The 20,328-nt window shown below is 68.0% G+C and carries 16 protein-coding genes and 2 pseudogenes; 9 read left to right on the top strand and 9 right to left on the bottom strand.

Translation table 11 applies throughout. From position 1 onward, the window contains the following. A pseudogene (locus tag WA944_RS03645) lies at positions 1-356 on the bottom strand (amidohydrolase family protein); the annotation flags it as partial. A 112-nt stretch (positions 357-468) separates the two neighbouring features. Next, positions 469-1,038 (bottom strand): annotated as a pseudogene (locus WA944_RS03640) (TetR/AcrR family transcriptional regulator). 132 nt (positions 1,039-1,170) lie between these two features. On the opposite strand from WA944_RS03640, the gene WA944_RS03635 reads away from it, so the two are divergent. Further along, positions 1,171-2,055: an acyl-CoA thioesterase gene (locus WA944_RS03635; protein ID WP_526368573.1), complete on the top strand. Its 885-nt coding sequence runs from the start codon at positions 1,171-1,173 to the stop codon at positions 2,053-2,055. A gap of 5 nt (positions 2,056-2,060) precedes the next feature. Here the strand turns inward: WA944_RS03635 and WA944_RS03630 are convergent, their stop codons facing one another. Together WA944_RS03630 and ypfJ are read right to left on the bottom strand one after the other, a co-directional pair. Continuing rightward, complete coding sequence (locus WA944_RS03630; RefSeq protein ID WP_526610202.1) at positions 2,061-3,692, bottom strand: DUF885 family protein; 1,632 nt, start codon at positions 3,690-3,692, stop codon at positions 2,061-2,063. Further along, positions 3,685-4,575, bottom strand: coding sequence for a KPN_02809 family neutral zinc metallopeptidase (gene ypfJ / locus WA944_RS03625; RefSeq protein WP_526646358.1), 891 nt, complete (start codon positions 4,573-4,575; stop codon positions 3,685-3,687). The genes WA944_RS03630 and ypfJ overlap by 8 nt, the downstream gene beginning before the upstream one ends. A gap of 74 nt (positions 4,576-4,649) precedes the next feature. Here ypfJ and WA944_RS03620 point away from each other — a divergent pair, with 74 nt between their 5' ends. Then, positions 4,650-6,134 carry a carboxylesterase/lipase family protein gene (locus WA944_RS03620; protein ID WP_526368567.1) on the top strand — a complete coding sequence of 495 codons (1,485 nt, stop codon included), beginning with the start codon at positions 4,650-4,652 and terminating at the stop codon, positions 6,132-6,134. On the opposite strand, the gene WA944_RS03615 is transcribed toward WA944_RS03620, so the two are convergent. Continuing rightward, positions 6,131-6,637, bottom strand: coding sequence for an SRPBCC family protein (locus WA944_RS03615; protein WP_526368565.1), 507 nt, complete (start codon positions 6,635-6,637; stop codon positions 6,131-6,133). The two genes, WA944_RS03620 and WA944_RS03615, sit on opposite strands and share 4 nt — an antisense overlap. Before the next feature lie 124 nt (positions 6,638-6,761). Between WA944_RS03615 and aspS the strand changes: the two genes are divergently transcribed. The 7 genes from aspS (at position 6,762) to WA944_RS03580 (ending at position 17,697) form a co-directional block, all read left to right on the top strand. Beyond that, complete coding sequence (gene aspS / locus WA944_RS03610; protein ID WP_526368563.1) at positions 6,762-8,549, top strand: aspartate--tRNA ligase; 1,788 nt, start codon at positions 6,762-6,764, stop codon at positions 8,547-8,549. Then, positions 8,546-8,992 (top strand): nitroreductase family deazaflavin-dependent oxidoreductase, encoded by a 447-nt coding sequence (locus WA944_RS03605; RefSeq protein WP_526368561.1) that lies wholly within the window; start codon positions 8,546-8,548, stop codon positions 8,990-8,992. Before aspS ends, WA944_RS03605 begins: the two co-directional genes overlap by 4 nt. Before the next feature lie 121 nt (positions 8,993-9,113). Beyond that, complete coding sequence (locus WA944_RS03600; RefSeq protein WP_526368559.1) at positions 9,114-9,581, top strand: winged helix-turn-helix transcriptional regulator; 468 nt, start codon at positions 9,114-9,116, stop codon at positions 9,579-9,581. Positions 9,582-9,658: 77 nt separating this feature from the next. Continuing rightward, positions 9,659-12,988: a transglutaminase family protein gene (locus WA944_RS03595; protein ID WP_526368630.1), complete on the top strand. Its 3,330-nt coding sequence runs from the start codon at positions 9,659-9,661 to the stop codon at positions 12,986-12,988. Next, positions 12,988-15,690, top strand: a complete 2,703-nt coding sequence (locus WA944_RS03590) for a circularly permuted type 2 ATP-grasp protein (protein WP_526368557.1) — start codon at positions 12,988-12,990, stop codon at positions 15,688-15,690. The genes WA944_RS03595 and WA944_RS03590 overlap by 1 nt, the downstream gene beginning before the upstream one ends. After that, positions 15,687-16,619 (top strand): transglutaminase-like domain-containing protein, encoded by a 933-nt coding sequence (locus tag WA944_RS03585; protein ID WP_526368555.1) that lies wholly within the window; start codon positions 15,687-15,689, stop codon positions 16,617-16,619. Before WA944_RS03590 ends, WA944_RS03585 begins: the two co-directional genes overlap by 4 nt. Then, positions 16,612-17,697 (top strand): zinc-binding metallopeptidase family protein, encoded by a 1,086-nt coding sequence (locus WA944_RS03580; protein WP_526368553.1) that lies wholly within the window; start codon positions 16,612-16,614, stop codon positions 17,695-17,697. Before WA944_RS03585 ends, WA944_RS03580 begins: the two co-directional genes overlap by 8 nt. A 44-nt stretch (positions 17,698-17,741) precedes the next feature. Here the strand turns inward: WA944_RS03580 and WA944_RS03575 are convergent, their stop codons facing one another. From WA944_RS03575 to purU, 4 genes are read right to left on the bottom strand one after another with little or no spacing between them, the layout of a single operon-like run. Continuing rightward, positions 17,742-18,554 (bottom strand): SDR family NAD(P)-dependent oxidoreductase, encoded by an 813-nt coding sequence (locus WA944_RS03575; protein ID WP_526646355.1) that lies wholly within the window; start codon positions 18,552-18,554, stop codon positions 17,742-17,744. Positions 18,555-18,574: 20 nt separating this feature from the next. After that, the gene (locus WA944_RS03570) at positions 18,575-18,907 is read right to left on the bottom strand and encodes a hypothetical protein (RefSeq protein ID WP_526368549.1); all 333 of its coding nucleotides are present in this window, start codon (positions 18,905-18,907) and stop codon (positions 18,575-18,577) included. Positions 18,908-18,912: 5 nt separating this feature from the next. Next, complete coding sequence (locus WA944_RS03565) at positions 18,913-19,167, bottom strand: hypothetical protein (RefSeq protein ID WP_526368548.1); 255 nt, start codon at positions 19,165-19,167, stop codon at positions 18,913-18,915. A gap of 29 nt (positions 19,168-19,196) precedes the next feature. Beyond that, positions 19,197-20,078, bottom strand: a complete 882-nt coding sequence (gene purU, locus WA944_RS03560; protein WP_526646353.1) for a formyltetrahydrofolate deformylase — start codon at positions 20,076-20,078, stop codon at positions 19,197-19,199. Positions 20,079-20,328 lie beyond the last annotated feature (250 nt).

The raw sequence follows: 20,328 nt of genomic DNA, 5'->3' as shown, positions 1-20,328 counted from the left end.
AACATCAGGGTGTAGTCCAGGCCGAGCGCGTCGAGCACCTCGAGGCGGGCCTCGGGGTTGCGGAAGGCCGGGATGGCGTTCATCGGCTTGCCCATCACCTCGCGGTAACTCTTGCCCCCGCTGCCGTGCCGGAAGTACTCCTCCTGTGCACCCGGGCGCGCGACGACCTCGAAGGTCGGGTTGGGGATGTAGTCACTGATCGTGTTGCGGACGACGATCTTGGTCCGCCCATGGACATCGATGTAGTCGATGATGCCCTTGCGGTGATCGGGCAGGAACTCGGTCAGCGCCTCTTTGGGCTCGTAGAAGTGGTTGTCGGCGTCGAACACCGGATAGTCGAGATTGCGAGACGGCATGATGCGGGCTCCTGACATGGCGTGTATGCGAGAACTGGTAATGACATTACCGACCGGTGGTAACGACATTACCACGCTCGGATGTAACGGTGCCAGTAGTGCTGTGGCGTTGTTATTGCAGTTCAGAGGGCTGGCGGGTCAGGCTGCGGAGGCAGAAGGTGTGCAGGTGGCCGCCGTCGATCGGGATGCCGTTCAGCTCGGCTCCCAGGTCGCGCAACCGTAGTGCGCCCAGCACCGTCTGCATCAGGATCGCGGCGTCGGTGTCGACGTCGAGGTCGGCGCGGAACGCCCCCTCGGAGATGCCGCGGCGCAGGATGTCGGCGAACAATGCGTGCAGCGGTGACAGGACCTTGGCGAACTCCCGGGGCCGGGTCTCCAGCAGGTGGTCGTTGTAGTAGGTCAGCCCCTGGTTGATGCTGTCCTGGGTGGTGGATTCGGCAGGGGCACTGATGCGCTCGATCAGCCGCCGCAACGCCTCGGCGCTCGACAGCGCATCGGTCTCGGCCCGCCACTGCAGGGTCGCATCGGCCATGATCTTCTCCACCAAAGCCAACAACTGTTCGTCTTTGGTGGCGAAGTGCTGGTAGAAGGCCCGCAGGGAGGCCTTCGACCGTTCGACCACCTAAAGGACGGTGAAGTCGGTGCGGCCGGTCTCGCCGAGGATCGCCAGCGCCGAACCCATGAAGCGGGTGGCGCGGGATTCGGAGTTCACCGCCCTCCTGCTCGCCGTCAGCTGATGGTAATGACGTTACCGCTATCGGCGAACCTCGGTTACTGTTCCCACGACCGTTACTTCAGGGGAGGCCCACCGAGAATGACAACTGATTCGGCAGACGCGCGTTGGACAGTGCAGGAACTGCTCGATCTCTTCGACGCCGCACCGGGCGCGGAGGGTACGTTCACCGCGCAGACCGGCCCCGCCGGTGAGGACGAGCGGCAGGTGGTCGAGGGCACCCAGGTGCTCGCGCAGTCGATTGTGGCTGCTGCCAAGCGGTTTCCGGAGAAGTCGGTGCGGTCGGTGTACTCGGTGTTCGCCCGCGCGGTCATGGTAGGGGCCGGGCCGGTGGAGTTCGATGTCGACGTCGTCAGCGAAGGCCGTTCCACCGCAACGGCGGTCGTGACCGCCAGGCAGAACGGCAAGCGCTGCATCACGACGACGGTGCTCGCAGACGTCCCCACTGATGACGTCATCCGTCATCACCTGCCCCGGCCCGACGTGGCCCCGCCCGAGAAGGCGAACGTGTCTCCGATGCCGATGGTCGGCCGCGAGCTGCGGCTGGTCGACGTCGAGGACGTGAACAGTCCCGACGAGGTCGGGCCACCCGAGTTGTATGCCTGGCTGCACTACGACCCGATTCCGGCGCGAGACGACCTGGCCAAGGCGTTGATCGCCTATTTCACCGGCCACCTCGGCATCTCCACGACCATGAGAGCGCACGCCGGCATCGGAACCAGTCAGGCGCACCTGACGGTCTCGACTGCTCCCATGACGGTGTCGGTCAGCTTCCACGAGCCGGTGCGCTGGGACGACTGGTTGCTCTACACCCACGAGAGCACCCAGGTGGGCGCAGGCATGTCCTACGTCCGCGGGGCAGTGCACACCCGGGAAGGCGCGCTGATCGCGTCGTTCACCCAGGATGCGCTCATCCGCCCGCTGCGCAGGACCGACGCCTCCATCAAGGAGCAGTCGCGTCTCTGACGGGGTCAGGCGGCCAGCGACGAACGCAGCACGTCGAGCGGTAGGCCGCCCAGATCCAGTGCCCTGCTGTGGAACCCCTTGAGCGGGACGCCCCTGGCCAGGGTCTCGGTACGCAACTGCTGCCAGATGCGCTGTCCGATCGCGTATGACGGGGCCTGACCGGGCCAGCCGAGATAACGGTCGAGTTCGAATCGCAGGTTCTCGTCGGCCATCGCACTGTGGGACTTCAGGAACGTCCACGCCCGGTCGGCATCCCAGATTCCGCCGTCCGGGGCGGTCAGGCCACAATGCACACCGATGTCGATGACCACCCGTGCGGCCCGGAACCGTTGGGCATCAAGCATTCCCATTCTGTTCCCGGCATCGTCGAGCCAGCCGAGTTCGGCCATCAGCCGTTCGGCGTAGAGCGCCCACCCCTCACCGTGCCCGGACACCCAACACCCCAGCCTGCGCCACCGGTTCAGTTGATCGGCCAGCACCACCGCCCGGCCGATCTGCAGATGGTGGCCGGGAACACCTTCGTGGAACACCGTGGTCGTCTCCTGCCACGTGTGGAACGTGTCGACGCCGTGCGGGACCGACCACCACATCCGGCCGGGGCGGGACAGGTCTTCCGACGGCCCGGTGTAGTAGATGCCGCCGGTGTGCGTGGGGGCGATCCGGCACTCCAGGTTGCGCAGCGGTTCGGCGATGTCGAAGTGGCGATCGGCCAACGACTCGACGACGCGGTCCGAGAGGTCCTGCATCCACTGCCGCAAGGCTTCGGTGCCGTGTACGGCATAGCGCGGCTCGCTGTCGAGCCGCCGCAGCGCTTCCTCCGCCGAGGCGCCGGGGTACAGCCGGTCGGCTGTCGAATCCTGTTCGGCCACGATGCTTTCCAGCCGATCGAGGCCCCACTGGTAGGACTCGTCCAGGTCGACGGCGGCGCCGAGGAACGACCGCGACAGCACCCGGTACGCGTCTCGCCCGCACGCGTCCGTCTCCCGGGAGTAGGGGCCGACTTCCTCGCGCAACACCTTGGCCAGCGAGGCGTAGGCATCGGCGGCGTCTTCGGCGGCCTGATGCAATTCGGCGCGCAGCACCTCGTTGCCCGGAGCGGCATCGGCGACCATCGAGACGAACAAGCGCTGGATCTGCCCGGATTGCTCGATCCCGCGGCGCACCTGGCGGGCGGCGGGGGCCTGCCCAGCCGCCGCGGCTGCGCGCAGCGATTCGGCGTACCCGGCGACGCGTTGCGGAATCCGCGACAGCCTGCGGTTGATCACCGTCCAGTCGTCCTCGGTGTCGGTGGCCATCAGGTCGAACACATCGCGCATCGTCTGCAGCGGTGAGTCGATGACGTTGAGTTCGCCGAGGTCTAGCCGGGCGTCGTGGATGTCGAGCAACACCCCGAGCCGTTCCCGCATCGCCGCGACGGTGACCACATCGACGTCGTCGACCGGGTGCGCGGCATCGAGTTCGCGCAGCGCCAGCCGGGCCGCCTCGGCGCGGGCGGCGACCCCGTCGGGGGAGTAGTCGGTGATCTCGTCGTCGTGGCCGGCGATGCCTGATTCGGTTGCCGCGCAGGGGTCCAGGACCGCCGACGTCTCGAGGTAGCGCTCGGCGACGGTGTCGACGGCGGTGGTGGTCCTAGCCAAGGTTGTTGGTGGCGAACGTGTCACACTTGGCGGGCTCGCCGGTCTGATATCCGACGGTGAACCACTTCTGCCGCTGTTCGGAGGAGCCGTGGGTCCATGATTCCGGATTGACCCGACCGGTGGCGGCCTCCTGGATGAGGTCGTCCCCGACGGCTGATGCGGCCGACAGCGCGTCGGCGATGTCCTTGTCGCTCAACGGTTTCAGGAATGTCACGTCGGTACCCTCCTGCTTGGTGATCGCGGCGTAGTGCGCCCACACGCCCGCGTAGCAATCGGCTTGCAATTCGGTGCGGACGCCCCCGCCGGTCGGCCCTTCGGGGTCCTGCTGGGCACGCCCGAGTGTGCCCTGGAGATCCTGCACGTGATGGCCGAACTCGTGGGCGACCACGTATTCCTGGGCGAACGGCCCACCGCTGGAACCGAACTCGCTGACCAAGGTGTCGAAGAATCCGGTGTCGAAGTAGGCGGTCTGGTCGACTGGACAGTAAAACGGTCCGACCGCGCTGCTCGCGGAGCCACAACCCTCGGTCTGGGCACCGTCGGTGAATATCTCGACGTTCGGCCGCGTGTACCCGGGCATCAATTGCGCCCACACCCCGTCGAGCGAGTTCCCGGTCGCCACCACGCGGCACTGCACGATGTTGTTGGCGTCTTCGCCCGTACGGCATTGGCTCAGGTCGAACCCGGGCGTCTCGACCCCCTGGGTGTCCATCTGTTGTGGCGGTACCACAGTGCTGGGATCAACGCCCAGGAACAGCGCGACCACGACGATCAGCAATCCGCCCAACCCACCGCCGACGGCAATGCCCCGGCCGGGTCCGCGACCGCCGCTGCTGCTGGACGTGGTGCTGGTATCGATCCGCATGCCTTCGTTGAAGGTCATCGCACTACCTCTTTTCAACGCCGGGCGCGCCCGGCCCCAAGTCGGGTCAAGCTTCGCACACTACGATTTGTCGCGTGGCAGTCGTTGCCGGACAAAGCGCCGTGATCAAGACCGCATCAGGGGATCTGCGCGGCGACACCGAGGGAAGCATCGGTGTCTGGCGCGGCGTGCCCTACGCCGCCCAGCCGGTCGGGCAACGTCGATTCCTGGGCCCGGGTCCTCTCGAACCGTGGTCGGGGGTCCGTGACGCACTCGAGCACGGGCCCTTGCCGCCGCAGACGAAGTCATTTGTCGGCGGCGGCCGGGACGACCCCAAAGTGCGCGACGAAGCCTGCCTCACCCTGACCGTGTGGTCGCCGGACACCACGGGTTCACTGCCGGTGATGGTGTGGATCCCCGGCGGGGCATTCGTCTACGGCGCAGGCCAGTTCCAGCTGTACAACGGGTCGCGGCTGGCCGCCAACGGCAACGTCGTCGTCGTCAACGTCACCTACCGGATCGGTGTGTTCGGCGGGTTCGAGCTCGGGGACCTCGGCGAGGGATTCGACGACAACCTGGCGTTGCGCGACCAGATCGCGGCGCTGCGCTGGGTGCGCGACAACATCGCCGCGTTCGGTGGGGATCCCGACCAGGTCACGGTGTTCGGCGAATCCGCAGGCGCGACGTCGGTGCTGGCATTGCTGGCCAGCCCGATGGCGACCGGACTGTTCCACCGCGCGATCGCCCAGAGTCCGGCGTTGCCGCTGATCGCCGACCGCGAGCTGCGGGCGGCCCGCGCCCACGAGTTCCTGGCCCGTCTCGGGGTGCGCGCCTCCGAGGTCAAGGGACTACCTCAGCGGCAGCTGCGCCGGGCCGCGGGCGCACTGCAACTGAAGAGCGCGTCGACGACACCGACATTGGCCTACGGGTTGACGCACGGCACGGAGCTGCTGCCCCGCCACCCGGTCGACGCCGCGAGAAGTGGTCACCTGGCCCGGATGCCGTTGATCATCGGCACCAACAGCCACGAGGCCTCGATGTTCGCCTGGACCAAGCCGCCGATGCTGCCCACCACGCGGGCGTCGGTGGACGCGTACTTCGCCCGCGTCGCCCCCGAAGCCAAAGAGCTTGTGTTGCAGGCGTATCCGGCGTTTCCGCGGCGCCGTGCCCTGATCGACCTCGGATCCGACGTGATGTTCGGCGGCCCGGCCTGGTCGTTCGCCGACGCATACAGTGCGCACGCCCCCACCCGCATGTACCGTTTCGACCACTTCGGCATGAGCCTGCGCATGCTGGGCCTCGGCGCCACCCACGGCAGCGAGATCGTGCACGTCCAGCACAGCTACGCGTCCTTCGTCGGCCGCAAACTGCATCCACTCGCCCGGCGACTGCAGCCGTCGGTGGGACGCCGGATGCAGCGTGCCTGGCTGGACTTCGCCCACGCCGACGGGATCGACGAGGCGGACTGGCCCCTATACGAGACCGGACGCCGACGCACCCGGCTCATTCTGACCGCCCGGGATGTCGTCGCCGAGGACCCCGACGCTGTCCGGCGTACGGCGTGGGCCCTCGTCTATTAGGACCTGGAGAACCGCTCGTCGGTATGACGGCGGAGGTTGTGCAGGAACCGCTGGAACATCCAGCCCATCACGGGCCGTCCGGCGAACAGGCCGAACCGGCCGGCCAGGCCACTGGGCTTCATCGCCATGATCCAGGTGAGGTGGCACCCGTCGGCCGTCGGCACCACGCGGTAGTCCTCGGCGAAGGCGGCCACCGCATCGGTCGTCGCTTCGTTGAAGCGAAACGCCATCCGCGTGAACGGTTCCCAGACCAGGAACTCCTCGTCGCCGGTGATGCCACCGCGCATGTCGACCGTGCGGGTGGTGCCCACCCCGCGAGGTTCGGGACTGGTCCACGTCACGTCGGTGATGACCGTGGCCCACTGCGGCCACGAGGTCTCGTCGGCGAGCACCTCGAACAGCTGCTCCGGCGTGATGGCCAGGTCGACGGTGCTGACGAAGCGATACGGAGCGCGAGCGACGAAATCCAGGTCGACGCGTTCACAGGGGTGACGCTGAGCCATCGGACCGCGCCTTTCGTCGCTGCACCGCTTACCGGACAGATCACGATAGCTGTCTGGTCAGGCCTGCGGACGTCGCCCCTTAGACTGAGCAGTCGTTTGAGAACCCCGACTCGAGGAGTAATTCGTGCTGCGCACCCGCACCGCCGGATCGTTGCGCGCCGCCGACGCCGCCCAGACTGTGACGCTGGCCGGCTGGGTGGCGCGCCGTCGCGACCACGGCGGCGTCATCTTCATCGACCTCCGCGACGCTTCGGGCGTGGCGCAGGTGGTATTCCGCGAGGGTTTGGAGGAGGGACAGGTGCTGGCGCAGGCGCACCGGCTGCGCTCGGAGTTCTGCATCACGGTCACCGGCGTCGTGGAGGTCCGGCCGGAGGGCAACGCCAACCCCGAGATCGCCACCGGTGACGTCGAGGTCAACGCCACCACGCTGACGGTCCTGGGCGAGAGTGCCCCGCTGCCGTTCCAGCTCGACGAGACCGCCGGTGAGGAGGCGCGCCTGAAGTACCGGTACCTCGATCTGCGCCGCGAGGGGCCGGGGCAAGCGATCAGGCTGCGCTCCAAGGTCAATGCCGCCGCGCGCGGCGTGCTCGCCGCACACGACTTCGTCGAGATCGAGACACCGACGCTGACCCGCTCCACCCCGGAGGGCGCCCGCGATTTCCTGGTGCCCGCCCGGCTGCAGCCAGGGTCGTTCTACGCGCTGCCGCAGAGCCCGCAGCTGTTCAAGCAGCTGCTCATGGTCGCAGGCATGGAGCGCTACTACCAGATCGCGCGGTGCTACCGCGACGAGGACTTCCGCGCCGACCGTCAGCCCGAGTTCACCCAGCTGGACATGGAGATGAGCTTCGTCGACGCCGACGACGTGATCGCGGTGTCAGAGGAAGTGCTGCGGGCGGTGTGGTCGACGATCGGCTACGACCTGCCGCTGCCGTTGCCGCGGATCAGCTACGCCGAGGCGATGCGCCGGTTCGGTTCGGACAAACCCGACCTGCGATTCGGCCTGGAGCTCGTGGAATGCGCCGAGTACTTCGCCGACACCCCGTTCCGGGTGTTCCAGGCTCCGTATGTGGGCGCGGTGGTGATGCCGGGCGGAGCCTCGCAGCCGCGGCGGACCCTCGACGGCTGGCAGGAGTTCGCCAAGCAGCGCGGGCACAAGGGGCTGGCCTACGTGCTGATCGGTGACGACGGAGAGCTGGGCGGACCCGTCGCCAAGAACCTCTCCGACGCCGAGCGCGACGGACTGGCCGCACACGTCGGCGCCAAACCGGGGGACTGCGTGTTCTTCGCCGCCGGGTCGGCGAAGTCGGCGCGGGCACTGCTGGGGGCCACCCGCATCGAGATCGCCAAGCGCCTCGACCTGATCGACCCGTCCGCCTGGGCCTTCACCTGGGTGATCGACTGGCCACTGTTCGAAGCGGCCGATGACGCGACCGCGGCAGGGGACGTGGCCGTGGGGTCGGGGGCGTGGACGGCCAGCCACCACGCGTTCACCGCGCCGGCGCCTGAGTCGGAGGCGACATTCGACACCGATCCCGGCTCCGCGCTCGCCGACGCCTACGACATCGTCTGCAACGGCAACGAGATCGGTGGCGGCTCGCTGCGCATCCACCGCCGCGACGTCCAGGAACGGGTGTTCGCGATGATGGGCATCAGCAAAGACGAAGCCGAGGAGAAATTCGGATTCCTGTTGGATGCCTTCACCTTCGGTGCGCCACCGCACGGCGGCATCGCCTTCGGCTGGGACCGGATCGTGGCGCTGCTGGCGGGGCTGGACTCGATCAGGGAGGTGATCGCGTTCCCGAAGAGCGGCGGCGGGGTGGATCCCCTGACCGATGCGCCCGCGCCGATCACCGCACAGCAGCGCAAGGAGTCCGGGATAGATGCCAAGCCGGAGAAGCTGGAGAAGTCATGACGGAACCGGACAAGGACAAGCTCCTCGCGGACACCGCAGCGCTCGACGACTTCAACCGCGCCATCGTCGAGGAGTTCCGAGCAAACGCCGGTAAGGTCGGCGGCCCGTTCGAGGGTGCCACTCTGCTGCTGCACACCACCGGCGCCAAGACGGGCAAGACCCGCCTTTCGCCGCTGGCCTACCTCACCGTCGACGAGAAGATACTGATCATCGGGTCGTACGCGGGTGCGCCGAAGAATCCCGCCTGGGTGCACAATCTGCGCGCCAACCCGCGGGCGTACATCGAGGTGGGCACCGACGCCTACGACGTGGACGTGCGCGAGCTTCCCGCCGACGAGCGCGACGCCACCTACCCGAAGATCACCGAGCAGGCGCCGGTGTTCGCCGAGTATCAGGCGAAGACGGCACGGGCCATCCCACTGTTCGAACTGACTCGAACCTAGCCCTAACCCTAACTGCCGGAACGCTATTCCAGCAGGGCGTCTCTCGGTTTTTCGCTGCTGGAATACCGTTCCGGCGACGGTCTGGGTATAGGCCCCGCGACCCAGAGGTAGGGTGAACGCCATGACAGTGCTGCAGGGCCGCCTGGTCGACCGGGACTCCTGGTCGGCGGTGGGCCAGTGTCCGATCGAGAAGACCATCGAACTGCTCGGTGCTAAGTCGGCGATGCTCATGCTGCGCGAGGCCTATTACGGCACCACCCGCTTCGAAGACTTCTGGCGCCGCGTCGGCGTCACCAAGGCCGCGGCCTCGGCGCGGCTGTCCGATCTGGTCGAGGCAGGCCTACTGGAGCGGCGACCGTATCGCGAACCGGGCCAGCGAAGCCGTGACGAATACGTGCTCACCCCCGCCGGGGTGGACTTCATGCCGGTGGTGTGGGCCATGTTCGCCTGGGGCCAGCGGCATCTGCCTGCGCCGGCGCCGCTTCGGCTCACGCACGAGGGCTGTGGCGCCGGCACCACCGTGGTGCTGCGCTGCGAGAAGGGCCACGTGGTGCCGCTCGATGAACTCGGGGTCCGGCTCCGCCGGTAGGGTTCTGTTCAACCGGCGGGCTTCACAGACGTGACGCGATCTGCATCGCCGTCCCGGGTGTGATGGGATTTGACGTTATGGGTATCAAGGTGGCGCTGGAGCACCGCACCAGCTACACGTTCGACCGCCTCATCGAGGTCTTTCCACACGTGGTCCGCCTGCGCCCTGCGCCGCACTCACGCACCCCCATCGAGGCCTACTCGCTGCAGGTCGAGCCCGCAGACCACTTCGTCAACTGGCAGCAGGACGCATTCGGCAACTTCATGGCCCGGCTGGTCTTCCCGACCCGCACGCGCAGCCTGACCATCACCGTCGGCTTGATCGCCGACCTGAAGGTGATCAACCCGTTCGACTTCTTCATCGAGGATTACGCCGAGTGTGTCGGCTTCGAGTACCCCAAGGCGCTTGCCGAGGATCTCAAGCCCTATCTGAGGCCGGTCGACGAGCACGGCGCGGCCTCCGGGCCGGGTGACCTCGCCGAGGCGTGGGTGAACAATTTCTCCGTCCCCCGCGGCACCCGGACGATCGATTTCCTGGTCGCGCTCAACCGGGCGGTGAACGCCGACGTCGGCTACAGCGTCCGGATGGAACCGGGCGTGCAGACCCCGGATCTCACGTTGCGGACGGGGATCGGGTCATGCCGGGACTCGGCGTGGCTGCTGGTGTCGATCCTGCGCCAGATGGGTCTGGCGGCCAGATTCGTCTCCGGGTACCTGGTTCAGCTGACCTCCGACGTGGAAGCGCTCGACGGGCCGTCGGGCCCGGCGGCGGACTTCACCGATCTGCACGCCTGGACCGAGGTGTACATCCCGGGCGCCGGGTGGATCGGCCTGGATCCCACCTCGGGCCTGTTCGCCGGCGAGGGCCACATCCCGTTGTCGGCCACGCCGCATCCCGAGTCCGCGGCACCCATCACCGGCTCGACCGAACCGTGCGAGACCACGCTGGAGTTCACCAACGTGGTCACGCGGGTGCACGAGGATCCGCGGGTCACGCTGCCCTACACCGACGAGTCATGGGCGCAGATCAACGCACTCGGGGCACAGGTCGACGAACGACTGGCCGCCGGTGACGTCCGGCTCACCGTGGGAGGCGAGCCCACTTTCGTCTCGATCGACAATCAGGTCGACCCGGAGTGGATCACCGACGCGGACGGCCCGCACAAGCGCGAACGAGCCTCGGCCCTGACGGCGCGGCTGAAGGCGTTGTGGGCGCCCCACGGCCTGGTACAGCGCAGTCAGGGCAAGTGGTACCCGGGAGAGCCGCTGCCACGCTGGCAGATCGGGCTGCTCTGGCGCACTGACGGAGAACCGCTGTGGACCGACGAAGCGCTGCTGGCCGACCCGTGGGCCGAGCAGCCGCAGGCTCCCTCGCTGGATCCCGAGGCGGCGCGGCAACTCCTCGGCGCCATCGCCGAAGGGCTGGGGTTGCCCGACAGCCAGGTCCGCCCGGCGTTCGAGGACCCGCTGAGCAGACTGGCGGACACGGTGCGTCAACCCGAGGGGGACCCCGTCGCCGGCGAGGACGACCTGGCCTCCGACAGCCTCCGGGCCCGCGCGGCGCTGCTGGCTCGACTCGAGTCCGCGGTCACCGAGCCTGCGGCGTACGTGCTTCCGCTGCATCGCCTCGAGGACGGATCGGCCTGGGCCAGCGCCGACTGGAGATTGCGTCGGGGACGCATCGTGCTGCTCGACGGTGAGTCGCCCGCCGGGCTGCGCCTGCCACTGAAGTCCATCAGCTGGGAACCGCCGCCGGTCACGTTCGACGCCGACCCGATGGAGTCGCGGCCGACGCTGCGGGACCCCGCGGCCGCGGAGACCGGGGAAGACGCCGCTGTGGTCGAGGATGCCGACCCGATGCCGACCACCGCTCTGGTCGGCGAGGTCCGTGAAGGCATCCTGTACGTGTTCCTGCCGCCCACCGAGGAACTGGACGACTTCGTCGACCTGGTCCACCGGATCGAGACGGCCGCGGCCAAGGTCGGCTGCCCTCTGGTGGTCGAGGGCTACGGTCCGCCGACAGATGCCCGGCTGCAGTCGATGTCGGTGACGCCGGACCCGGGTGTCATCGAGGTCAACGTGGCGCCGACGGCCAGCTTCGCCGAGCAACGCGAGCAATTGGAGGGTCTGTACGCCCAGGCCCGCCTGGCACGATTGTCCACCGAGGCCTTCGATGTCGACGGCACTCATGGCGGAACCGGGGGCGGGAACCACATCACCCTCGGCGGCATCACCCCCGCCGATTCGCCGTTGCTGCGGCGTCCTGATCTTCTCGTGTCGCTGCTGACGTACTGGCAGCGTCACCCGTCACTGTCGTACCTGTTCGCCGGAAGGTTCATCGGCACGACTTCGCAGGCGCCGCGTGTCGACGAGGGCCGCCCGGAGTCGATCTACGAACTCGAGATCGCCTTCGCCGAGATCGCGAGGCTGTCGAAATCCAAAGGTGGTCCGAAGCCCTGGCTTCCCGATAGGGCTCTGCGGCATCTGCTCACCGACATCACCGGCAACACCCATCGTGCCGAGTTCTGCATCGACAAGCTCTACAGCCCGGACACTGCCCGCGGCAGGCTCGGGCTTCTGGAACTGCGCGGGTTCGAGATGCCGCCGCACTACCAGATGGCCATGGTGCAGTCACTGCTCGTGCGATCCCTGGTGGCGTGGTTCTGGGATGAACCGCTGCGTGCCCCGCTGATCCGCCACGGCGCGAACCTGCACGGCCGATACCTGTTGCCGCACTTCCTGATTCAAGATGTCGCCGAGGTGGCGGCCGACCTGCGGGCGCACGGCATCGATTTCGACACCAGCTGGCTGGACCCGTTCACCGAGTTCCGGTTCCCGCGTATCGGGACCGCGGTGTTCAGCGGTGTGGAGATCGAGTTGCGCGGCGCCATCGAGCCGTGGAACGTGCTGGGCGAGGAGTCCACCGCGGGCGGCACGACCCGCTACGTCGACTCCTCGGTCGAACGGATCCAGGTCCGGCTCATCGGCGCCGACCGACAGCGCTACATCGTCACCGCCAACGGCCACCCGATCCCGATGCTGGCCACCGACAACCCCGACGTCCAGGTCGGTGGGGTGCGCTACCGCGCCTGGCAGCCGCCCAGCGCGCTGCACCCGACGATCACCGTCGACGGGCCGCTGCGGTTCGAACTCGTCGATTCCGCATCCGGGGTGTCGCGGGGCGGCTGCACCTACCACGTCTCCCACCCGGGTGGACGGGCCTACGACGCCCCGCCGGTCAACGCCGTCGAGGCAGAGTCGCGGCGCGGTCGCCGCTTCGAGGCGAGTGGTTTCACACCGGGCAAGGCCGACCTGGCAGGTCTGCGGGAGAAGCAGGCGCGTCAGTCGACCGATCTGGGCGCGCCGGGGATCTTGGATCTGCGGCGAGTGCGTACCGTGCTGCAGTAATGGCACTTCCGGCAACAGGTCCGGCGCCCCGATCGGGCGCCGGGTCCCTCGACTTCGACAACCCGCTGGCGCCCTACCGCACCATGCGGGCCCAGCCGGCACTGTTCGACGTTCAGCCGACCCTGCGGGACCCGGGGCCCGGTTACGACGAATTCGTCGACGAGGCAGGCGAGATCCGGCCCGCCTGGCAGGAACTCGCCGACTGTCTGGACGAGCGTGGCCGCGGCGGACTCGACCGACTGCGGGCCGCGGTGCGCAGCCTGGTGGACAACGACGGCATCACCTTCATCCAGGTCGATCACAACGGCGAGGCGATCACCAACGGAGACGGCACGGCGGTGCCCGGGCCCTGGCAGCTCGACGCACTGCCGCTGGTGATCTCCGCCGCGGACTGGGACACACTGGAAGCCGGCCTGGTGCAGCGTTCGAGGCTGCTGGATGCCGTGCTGACCGACCTCTACGGGGAGCGGCGCTCGGTCACCAGCGGCGTGCTGCCACCCCAGCTGTTGTTCGCCCATCCCGGCTATGTGCGGGCCGCCCGAGGCATCGAGGTACCGGGCCGCCACCAGCTGTTCCTGCACGGATGTGACATCAGCCGGGCCTCGTCGGGTGAGTTCCTGGTCAACGCCGACTGGACGCAGGCCCCCTCCGGGGCCGGGTATGCCCTCGCGGACCGGCGCGTTGTCGCGCACGCCATCCCGGACCTCTACGAGCAGATCGGGCCGCGCCCCGCCTCGCCATGGGCCCAGGCGCTGCGGCTGGCCCTGGTCGACGCCGCCCCCGAGTCGGCCGAGGAGCCGGTGGTGGTGGTGCTGAGCCCGGGCATCTTCTCCGAGACCGCTTTCGACCAGGCCTACCTCGCCAGTGTGCTGGGCTTTCCGCTTGTCGAGAGCGCCGACCTGGTGGTCCGCGAGGGCAAACTGTGGATGCGGTCGATGGGCACGCTGAACCGGGTGGACGTGGTGCTGCGCCGGGTCGACGCCGACTTCGTCGACCCCTTGGATCTGCGTGCGGATTCCCGGCTCGGGGTGGTGGGGCTGGTCGAGGTGCTGCGCCGCGGCGCGGTGACGGTGGTCAACACCATCGGAAGTGGGGTGCTGGAAAGCCCCGGGCTACTTCGATTCCTGCCCAAACTGGCCGAGGAACTGCTCGGTGAGACGCCGTTGCTGCAAACTGCGCCTGTCTACTGGGGCGGTATCGACGTGGAACGCTCCCACCTGCTGACCAACCTGCCGTCTCTGCTGATCCGGCCGGTCACCGGGGGCGAACCGATCGTCGGCCCGGAACTGTCAGCGGCGCAGCGCGACGAGCTGTCGGCCCGCATCGAAGCCGGCCCATGGCAGTGGACGGGTCAGGAGCTACCGCAGTTCTCCTCGGCCCCTTCGGATTACCGCCCGGGCGGGCTGTCGTCCGCTAGCGTCGGGATGCGGTTGTTCACGGTGGCCCAGCACAGCGGCTACGCGCCGATGATCGGCGGCCTGGGCTATCTGCTGGCATCGGGGTCGGCCGCCTACCGCCTCAACACCGTTGCGGCCAAGGACATCTGGGTACGGACTCAGACGCGGGTGACGGCGGAGGTCGCGACGGCACCTCACGTCGAGGTTCTCGAGGAGGCCCAGGCCGCCGAGTTGCCCTCGTTGGTCACCTCGAGCCCGACGCACGCGATCAGTTCGCCCCGTGTGCTGTCCGATCTGTTCTGGATCGGTCGGTACGCCGAGCGCGCGGAGAACATGGCCAGGCTGCTGACGGTCACCCGCGAGCGCTATCACGAGTATCGCTATCGGCGCGCGTTGGCCGGCAGCGAATGTGTCCCGGTGTTGCTGACGGCACTGGGCAGGATCACCGGGACCGACACCGGTGCCAGCGGAGACTATGCCGAGATGGTGGCGACCACCCCGACCACGCTGTGGTCACTGACCGCCGATCGTTACCGCCCCGGTTCCCTGGCCCAGTCCGTGGAGCGCCTCAGCCTTGCCGCCCGGGCAGTCCGGGACCAGATGTCCAACGACACCTGGATGGTGCTCTCCGCCCTCGAGCGCGCGCTGCTGCACGGCTCCGAGACCCCGCCGGATTCCCGCGCCGAGGGCGATGCGTTCCTGTCATCGACGAACACGCTGACGCTGGCAGGCATGCTCGCGCTCTCCGGGGTGGTCGCCGAATCGATGGTCCACGACGTCGGTTGGACGATGATGGACATCGGCAAACGGCTCGAGCGTGGACTGGCGCTCACCGCGTTGCTGCGGGCCACGCTGACAAAGGCCCGGCTGCCCGATGCGGAGCAGACGATCACCGAGTCGACGCTGATCGCGTGCGAATCGTTGGTGATCTACCGCAGGCGCAATCCGGGCGTGGTCAGCATCGCCGGGGTGGCCGAGCTGGTGTTGTTCGACGCGGACAACCCGCGGTCGCTGGTCTACCAGCTGGAGCGGCTGCGCACCGACCTCAAAGCGCTGCCCGGCGCATCGGGGTCGTCACGGCCGGAACGGATGGTCGACGAGATCGCCACCCGATTGCGCCGCATCGAGCCGGCCCAGCTGGAGGAGGTCACCTCCGAGGGGGCACGCGACGAACTCGACGGACTCCTCACCGGCATCCACCGTGATCTGCGTGAGCTGTCGGGCGTCATCACCGCCACCCACCTGTCGCTGCCCGGCGGGATGCAGCCACTGTGGGGTCCCGACGCACGACGGGTGATGCCATGACCGCGTTCCCGGATGGCCCCACCGCATCGGTGACGAGCCGTTGCTACGAGGTCACCCACCGCACCGAGTACCGATACTCCGAGGTGGTCACCAGTTCCTACGGCCGGGGCTTTCTCACCCCACGGGACTCCGCGCGCCAGCGGTGCCTGTTCCACGAGTTGGTGATCGAACCGGAGGCCGCCGACAGCTCCACCAGCCGCGACGCGTACGGCAACCTGAGCTCGTACTTCCACGTCACCGAGCGGCACCGCAAACTCCGCATCACCAGCCGCTCGGTCGTCGAGGTCGACGCGCCGCCACCGGACCTCTACCAGGGCCCGTCGGCGTTGGCGCCCTGGGAGATTGCGCGTCCGGTCGGCACCGACGGGGCACTGGCCACCGAGTTCACACTGGACCTGCAACCTCCGGAGATCACCGAGGAACTGCGTGCCTACGCCGCACCGAGTTTCACCGCCGGTCGGCCGCTGATCGAGGTGCTGCGCGAACTGACGTCGCGGATCTACACCGACTTCACCTACCGCTCGGGATCGACGACAGTGTCCACCAAGGTGAGCGAGGTTTTGGCGGCCCGCGAAGGGGTATGCCAGGACTTCGCGCGGCTCGCGATCGCCTGCCTGCGTGCCAACGGTCTGGCCGCCAGCTACGTCTCCGGTTACCTGGCGACCGACCCTCCGCCCGGGAAGGAACGCATGGTGGGCATCGACGCGACACACGCCTGGGCGGCAGTGTGGACGCCGCAGAATCTGTGGCTCGGCCTGGACCCGACAAACGACCAGATGGTCGACGAGCGCTACGTCACAGTGGGGTCCGGTCGTGATTACGCCGACGTGCCCCCGTTGCGCGGCATCATCTACACCGACTCGGAGCGAAGCATCATCGACGTCGCCGTCGACGTGGCACCCTGCACCGGGGCAGTGCTCGATGCGTGACTTCAACTGTCCCAACTGCGGCCAGCGGTTGTCGTTTGAGAATTCGGTGTGTCTGAACTGTGGCAGCTCACTGGGGTTTTCGCTCGATGATATGGCGCTTCTGGTCATCGCCCCGCCCGCCGAGAGCGAGCATGCCGGCGCGGTCGACGAGAGTCAGTACCGGCTGTGCGCGAATCTGCATCTGGCCGAGTGCAACTGGTTGGTGGAAAAAGGGCCGGTCGCCAGGCTCTGCGCGTCCTGCGCGCTGACCCGCACCCGGCCCAACGACGCCGACACCGTGGCACTGGCGTCGTTCGCTGCCGCGGAGAAGGCCAAGCGCAGGCTGATCGCCGAGCTGTTCGAGTTGAAGCTGCCGATCGTCGGCCGCGACCAGGATCCGGAATACGGCCTGGCGTTCGACCTGCTGTCCAGCCAGTTCGAGAAGGTCTTCACCGGCCACGACAACGGGGTCATCACACTCGATCTCGCCGAGGGTGACGACGTGCACCGCGAACAGCTGCGCATCTCGATGGACGAGCCGTACCGCACGCTACTCGGCCACTTCCGCCACGAGATCGGGCACTACTATCAGTACCGGTTCATCGGGACCTCGCCTGACTACCTGCAGCGCTACCACGAGCTGTTCGGCGATCCCAACGCCGACTACCAGGCTGCGCTCGACCGGCACTACAGCCAGGGGGCGCCCGCGGGCTGGGAGAACGACTTCGTGTCGTCCTATGCGACGATGCACCCGGCTGAGGACTGGGCCGAGACGTTCGCCCACTATCTGCACATCCGCGACACCCTCGACACCGCAGCCGCGTTCGGGATGGCAGCCGCGAGCGCCACCTTCGAGCGCAAAGTGCTCGGCCCCAGCGGATTCGACACCATGATCGAGATGTGGCTGCCACTGGCGTGGGCGCTGAACATGGTGAACCGCTCGATGGGCAAAGACGACCTGTATCCGTTCGTGCTACCGCCGGCGGTGCTGGAGAAGATGCGGTTCATCCACACCGTCATCGACGAGATCACCTCCAGCCCGGCCAAACTCGCCGAGGTCGGCGCGCCGGTGCAGCAGCAGGATCAGCAACTGAACTAGGCGTCGAGATCCTCCCAGCGAGGCTGCATCAGGCCGGGCCGTCGCTATCTTTCGCCCATCAGCTTCTGCATCATCCGGTGAGCGCCGGTGACCACTCTGGCCCTGTCCGGATCGTTGCGCCGTGCCACGTCGTCGGCATTGCCGCCGGCGACGAACACCGGACCGTGGGGGAGCTGCTCGAGTCCCTCCTTCGCGACGTCGGCGGGGTCGGCGACACGCATCCCTGGCACATCGAAGTTCAGCCCGACGCGCTCCATCGCCGGGGTCCGGGTCACCCCGAGCACCAGCTCCAGCACGTGCACGTCATCGTCGCGCAACTCGAGCCACAGCCCTTCTGCGAAGATCCGCCCGAACGCCTTCACCCCGCCGTAGACGGTATGCCTCTCGGAGCCGAGGTAGCCCGCCATCGAGCCGACCATCAGAATTCCGCCGCGACGGCGGTCGCGCATCGGGCGCCCATAGTGCTGCACCAGCGCCAGCATGGTTCCCACGTTCAGATCGAGCACGCTCCCGAAGTCGGCCAGGTCGCCGTCGAGGAAGCGTTGGCTGCACGTGTTGGCGCCCGCGTTGTAGATCAACAGCCCGACTTCGAGATCCGAGGTCTCGTCGATGATCCGGTCCACCGTGGCGGGGTCGGTGAGGTCGAGAGCCAACTCCCGGACTTCGACGCCGTGGGCGCGACAGTCGGCCGCTGTCTGCTGCAGCGGTCCCGACTTGCGGGCGATCAGCACGAGATTCAGGCCCGCGCCGGCCAGCAACCGGGCGAACGCCGCGCCGACACCTTCCGAACCACCCGCGATCACGGCCCAGGTGCCGTATCCGGTCAGTTCGGTGCGAGGTGAAGAGGGTTCGTCCATCAGGTCATCCTGCCACCGGCCTAGCTGCCGGACGCCGCGGATCGGTCGGCACGCAGGAACGCCCGCCCGCGCGGGGACAACCGGTAGCCGACGTTCAGGCTGCTGGTCAGCCCCAGACTCTTGAGCTGACGAACCCGGCGCTTGAAGCGCGGCACATCGATCCCGAGCGTCGCCGCCAGGTCGGGAGCCCGGCGCGCTTCGTTGGCCGCGATGAGCTCCAGGTAGGCCCTCGTCCACGGCTCGGTGGCGGAGTCCCAACGGTCCAGGCGCGCCGCGATCTTCGTGACATCGTCGTCGGTGAGCGTCTCGTTAGCCGCCAGGTCGGGGCGCTCGTCCGGAGCGAGGTAGGACACGTTGATCACGTAGGTGTGTGCGGCCGGCGGCGGTCGAGTTCTTCCTGCGCGGTCTTCGCGTCCGGGTAACCGGCGGCGTGTGCCTGCGCGGCGGAAACCCGGTAGCTCCCGGGGTGTTCGGTGACGCCGTCGATGCGGATCGTTCCGACCTGGGTGCGCTGGGTGCCGCCCGGCCTGGCGCGTGGCGCATCCCAGCGGCGCAGCACCATGGTGATGCTGCCGTCCGCGATGCCTTCTGCGGTGGCGCGATTGAGCAGCATACGGTGATGCTAGGCCTGCGACCGTTCGCTCAGAAGACGGTGGTCTGATTGCCGTGGCGGATGATTCGGTCTTCGCAATGCCACAGGACCGCACGCGACAGCACCGCGCGTTCCACGTCGGCACCGAGCCGAATCAGGTCACCGACGTGGTGGCGGTGGTCCACCCGCACCACGTCCTGCTCGATGATCGGGCCCTCGTCGAGCGTTTCCGTGACGTAGTGGGCGGTCGCGCCGACCAACTTGACGCCTCGCTCCTTGGCGCGCCGGTAGGGAGCCGCGCCGACGAAGGCCGGCAGGAATGAGTGATGGATGTTGATCAACGGGCAGCCGACGGCTTCCAGGAACGGTGGACTGAGGATCTGCATGTAGCGGGCCAGCACGATCAGGTCGACGTTGTCACGCAGCAGATCGAGTTGACGTTGCTCGGATCGAGCCCGAACGTCCTGGGTGGCAGGAACGTGGAAGAACGGCACCCCGAACGCCGCCGTCTGATCGGCCAGGTCGGGGTGGTTGGAGATCACCATCTCGATCGACATGTCGAGTTCACCGCGACGGTTTCGCCACAGCAGATCCAGCAGACAGTGGTCCTCCTTCGACACCATGATCGCCACCCGCTTGGGTGTGGACGCCCGGGTGAGCGCAAAGTCCATACCGAATCGCACGGCGACCCGCGCAGCGAAGTCATGTGACAGCGCCTCACACGCGCCAGGCAACCCCGGTAGGTGAAATATGGTGCGCTGCACGAACGTTCCGCCGGTCCGCTCGGTCGAATGCTGATCCAGGGAGATGATGTTGGCCCCGGCCAGGGCCAGGAACTCACTGGTGGCAGCCACCAGTCCCGGGCGGTCGGCGCAGCGCAACAACAACCGGCCGACATCCGTGAGGGCGCCGCCGCCGCTTGTTCGTGCCATGGCCATCACCACCCTGCCGCCGAATCCCAATACCCACAATGCCACTCGGGGACGCCGGCACAAGCCGACGCCCCCGAGTGTGCCGAGCGGCAGGGGCCTCTCACAGGCCCCTGCCGACCGGATTGTTAAGACGAAGCGCCATCGGCCCCATCAGCGCCGCTGGTACCGCCGGCGCCGCTGGAACCGGTGCCTCCGGTGCCTCCGGTGCCTCCGGTGCCTCCGGTGCCTCCGGTGCTGCCGGTGCTGCCGG

The organism is Mycobacterium sp., assembly GCF_049683355.1.
Classification (GTDB): Bacteria; Actinomycetota; Actinomycetes; order Mycobacteriales; family Mycobacteriaceae; genus Mycobacterium.
This window is presented reverse-complemented; position numbering and strand designations above follow the sequence as displayed.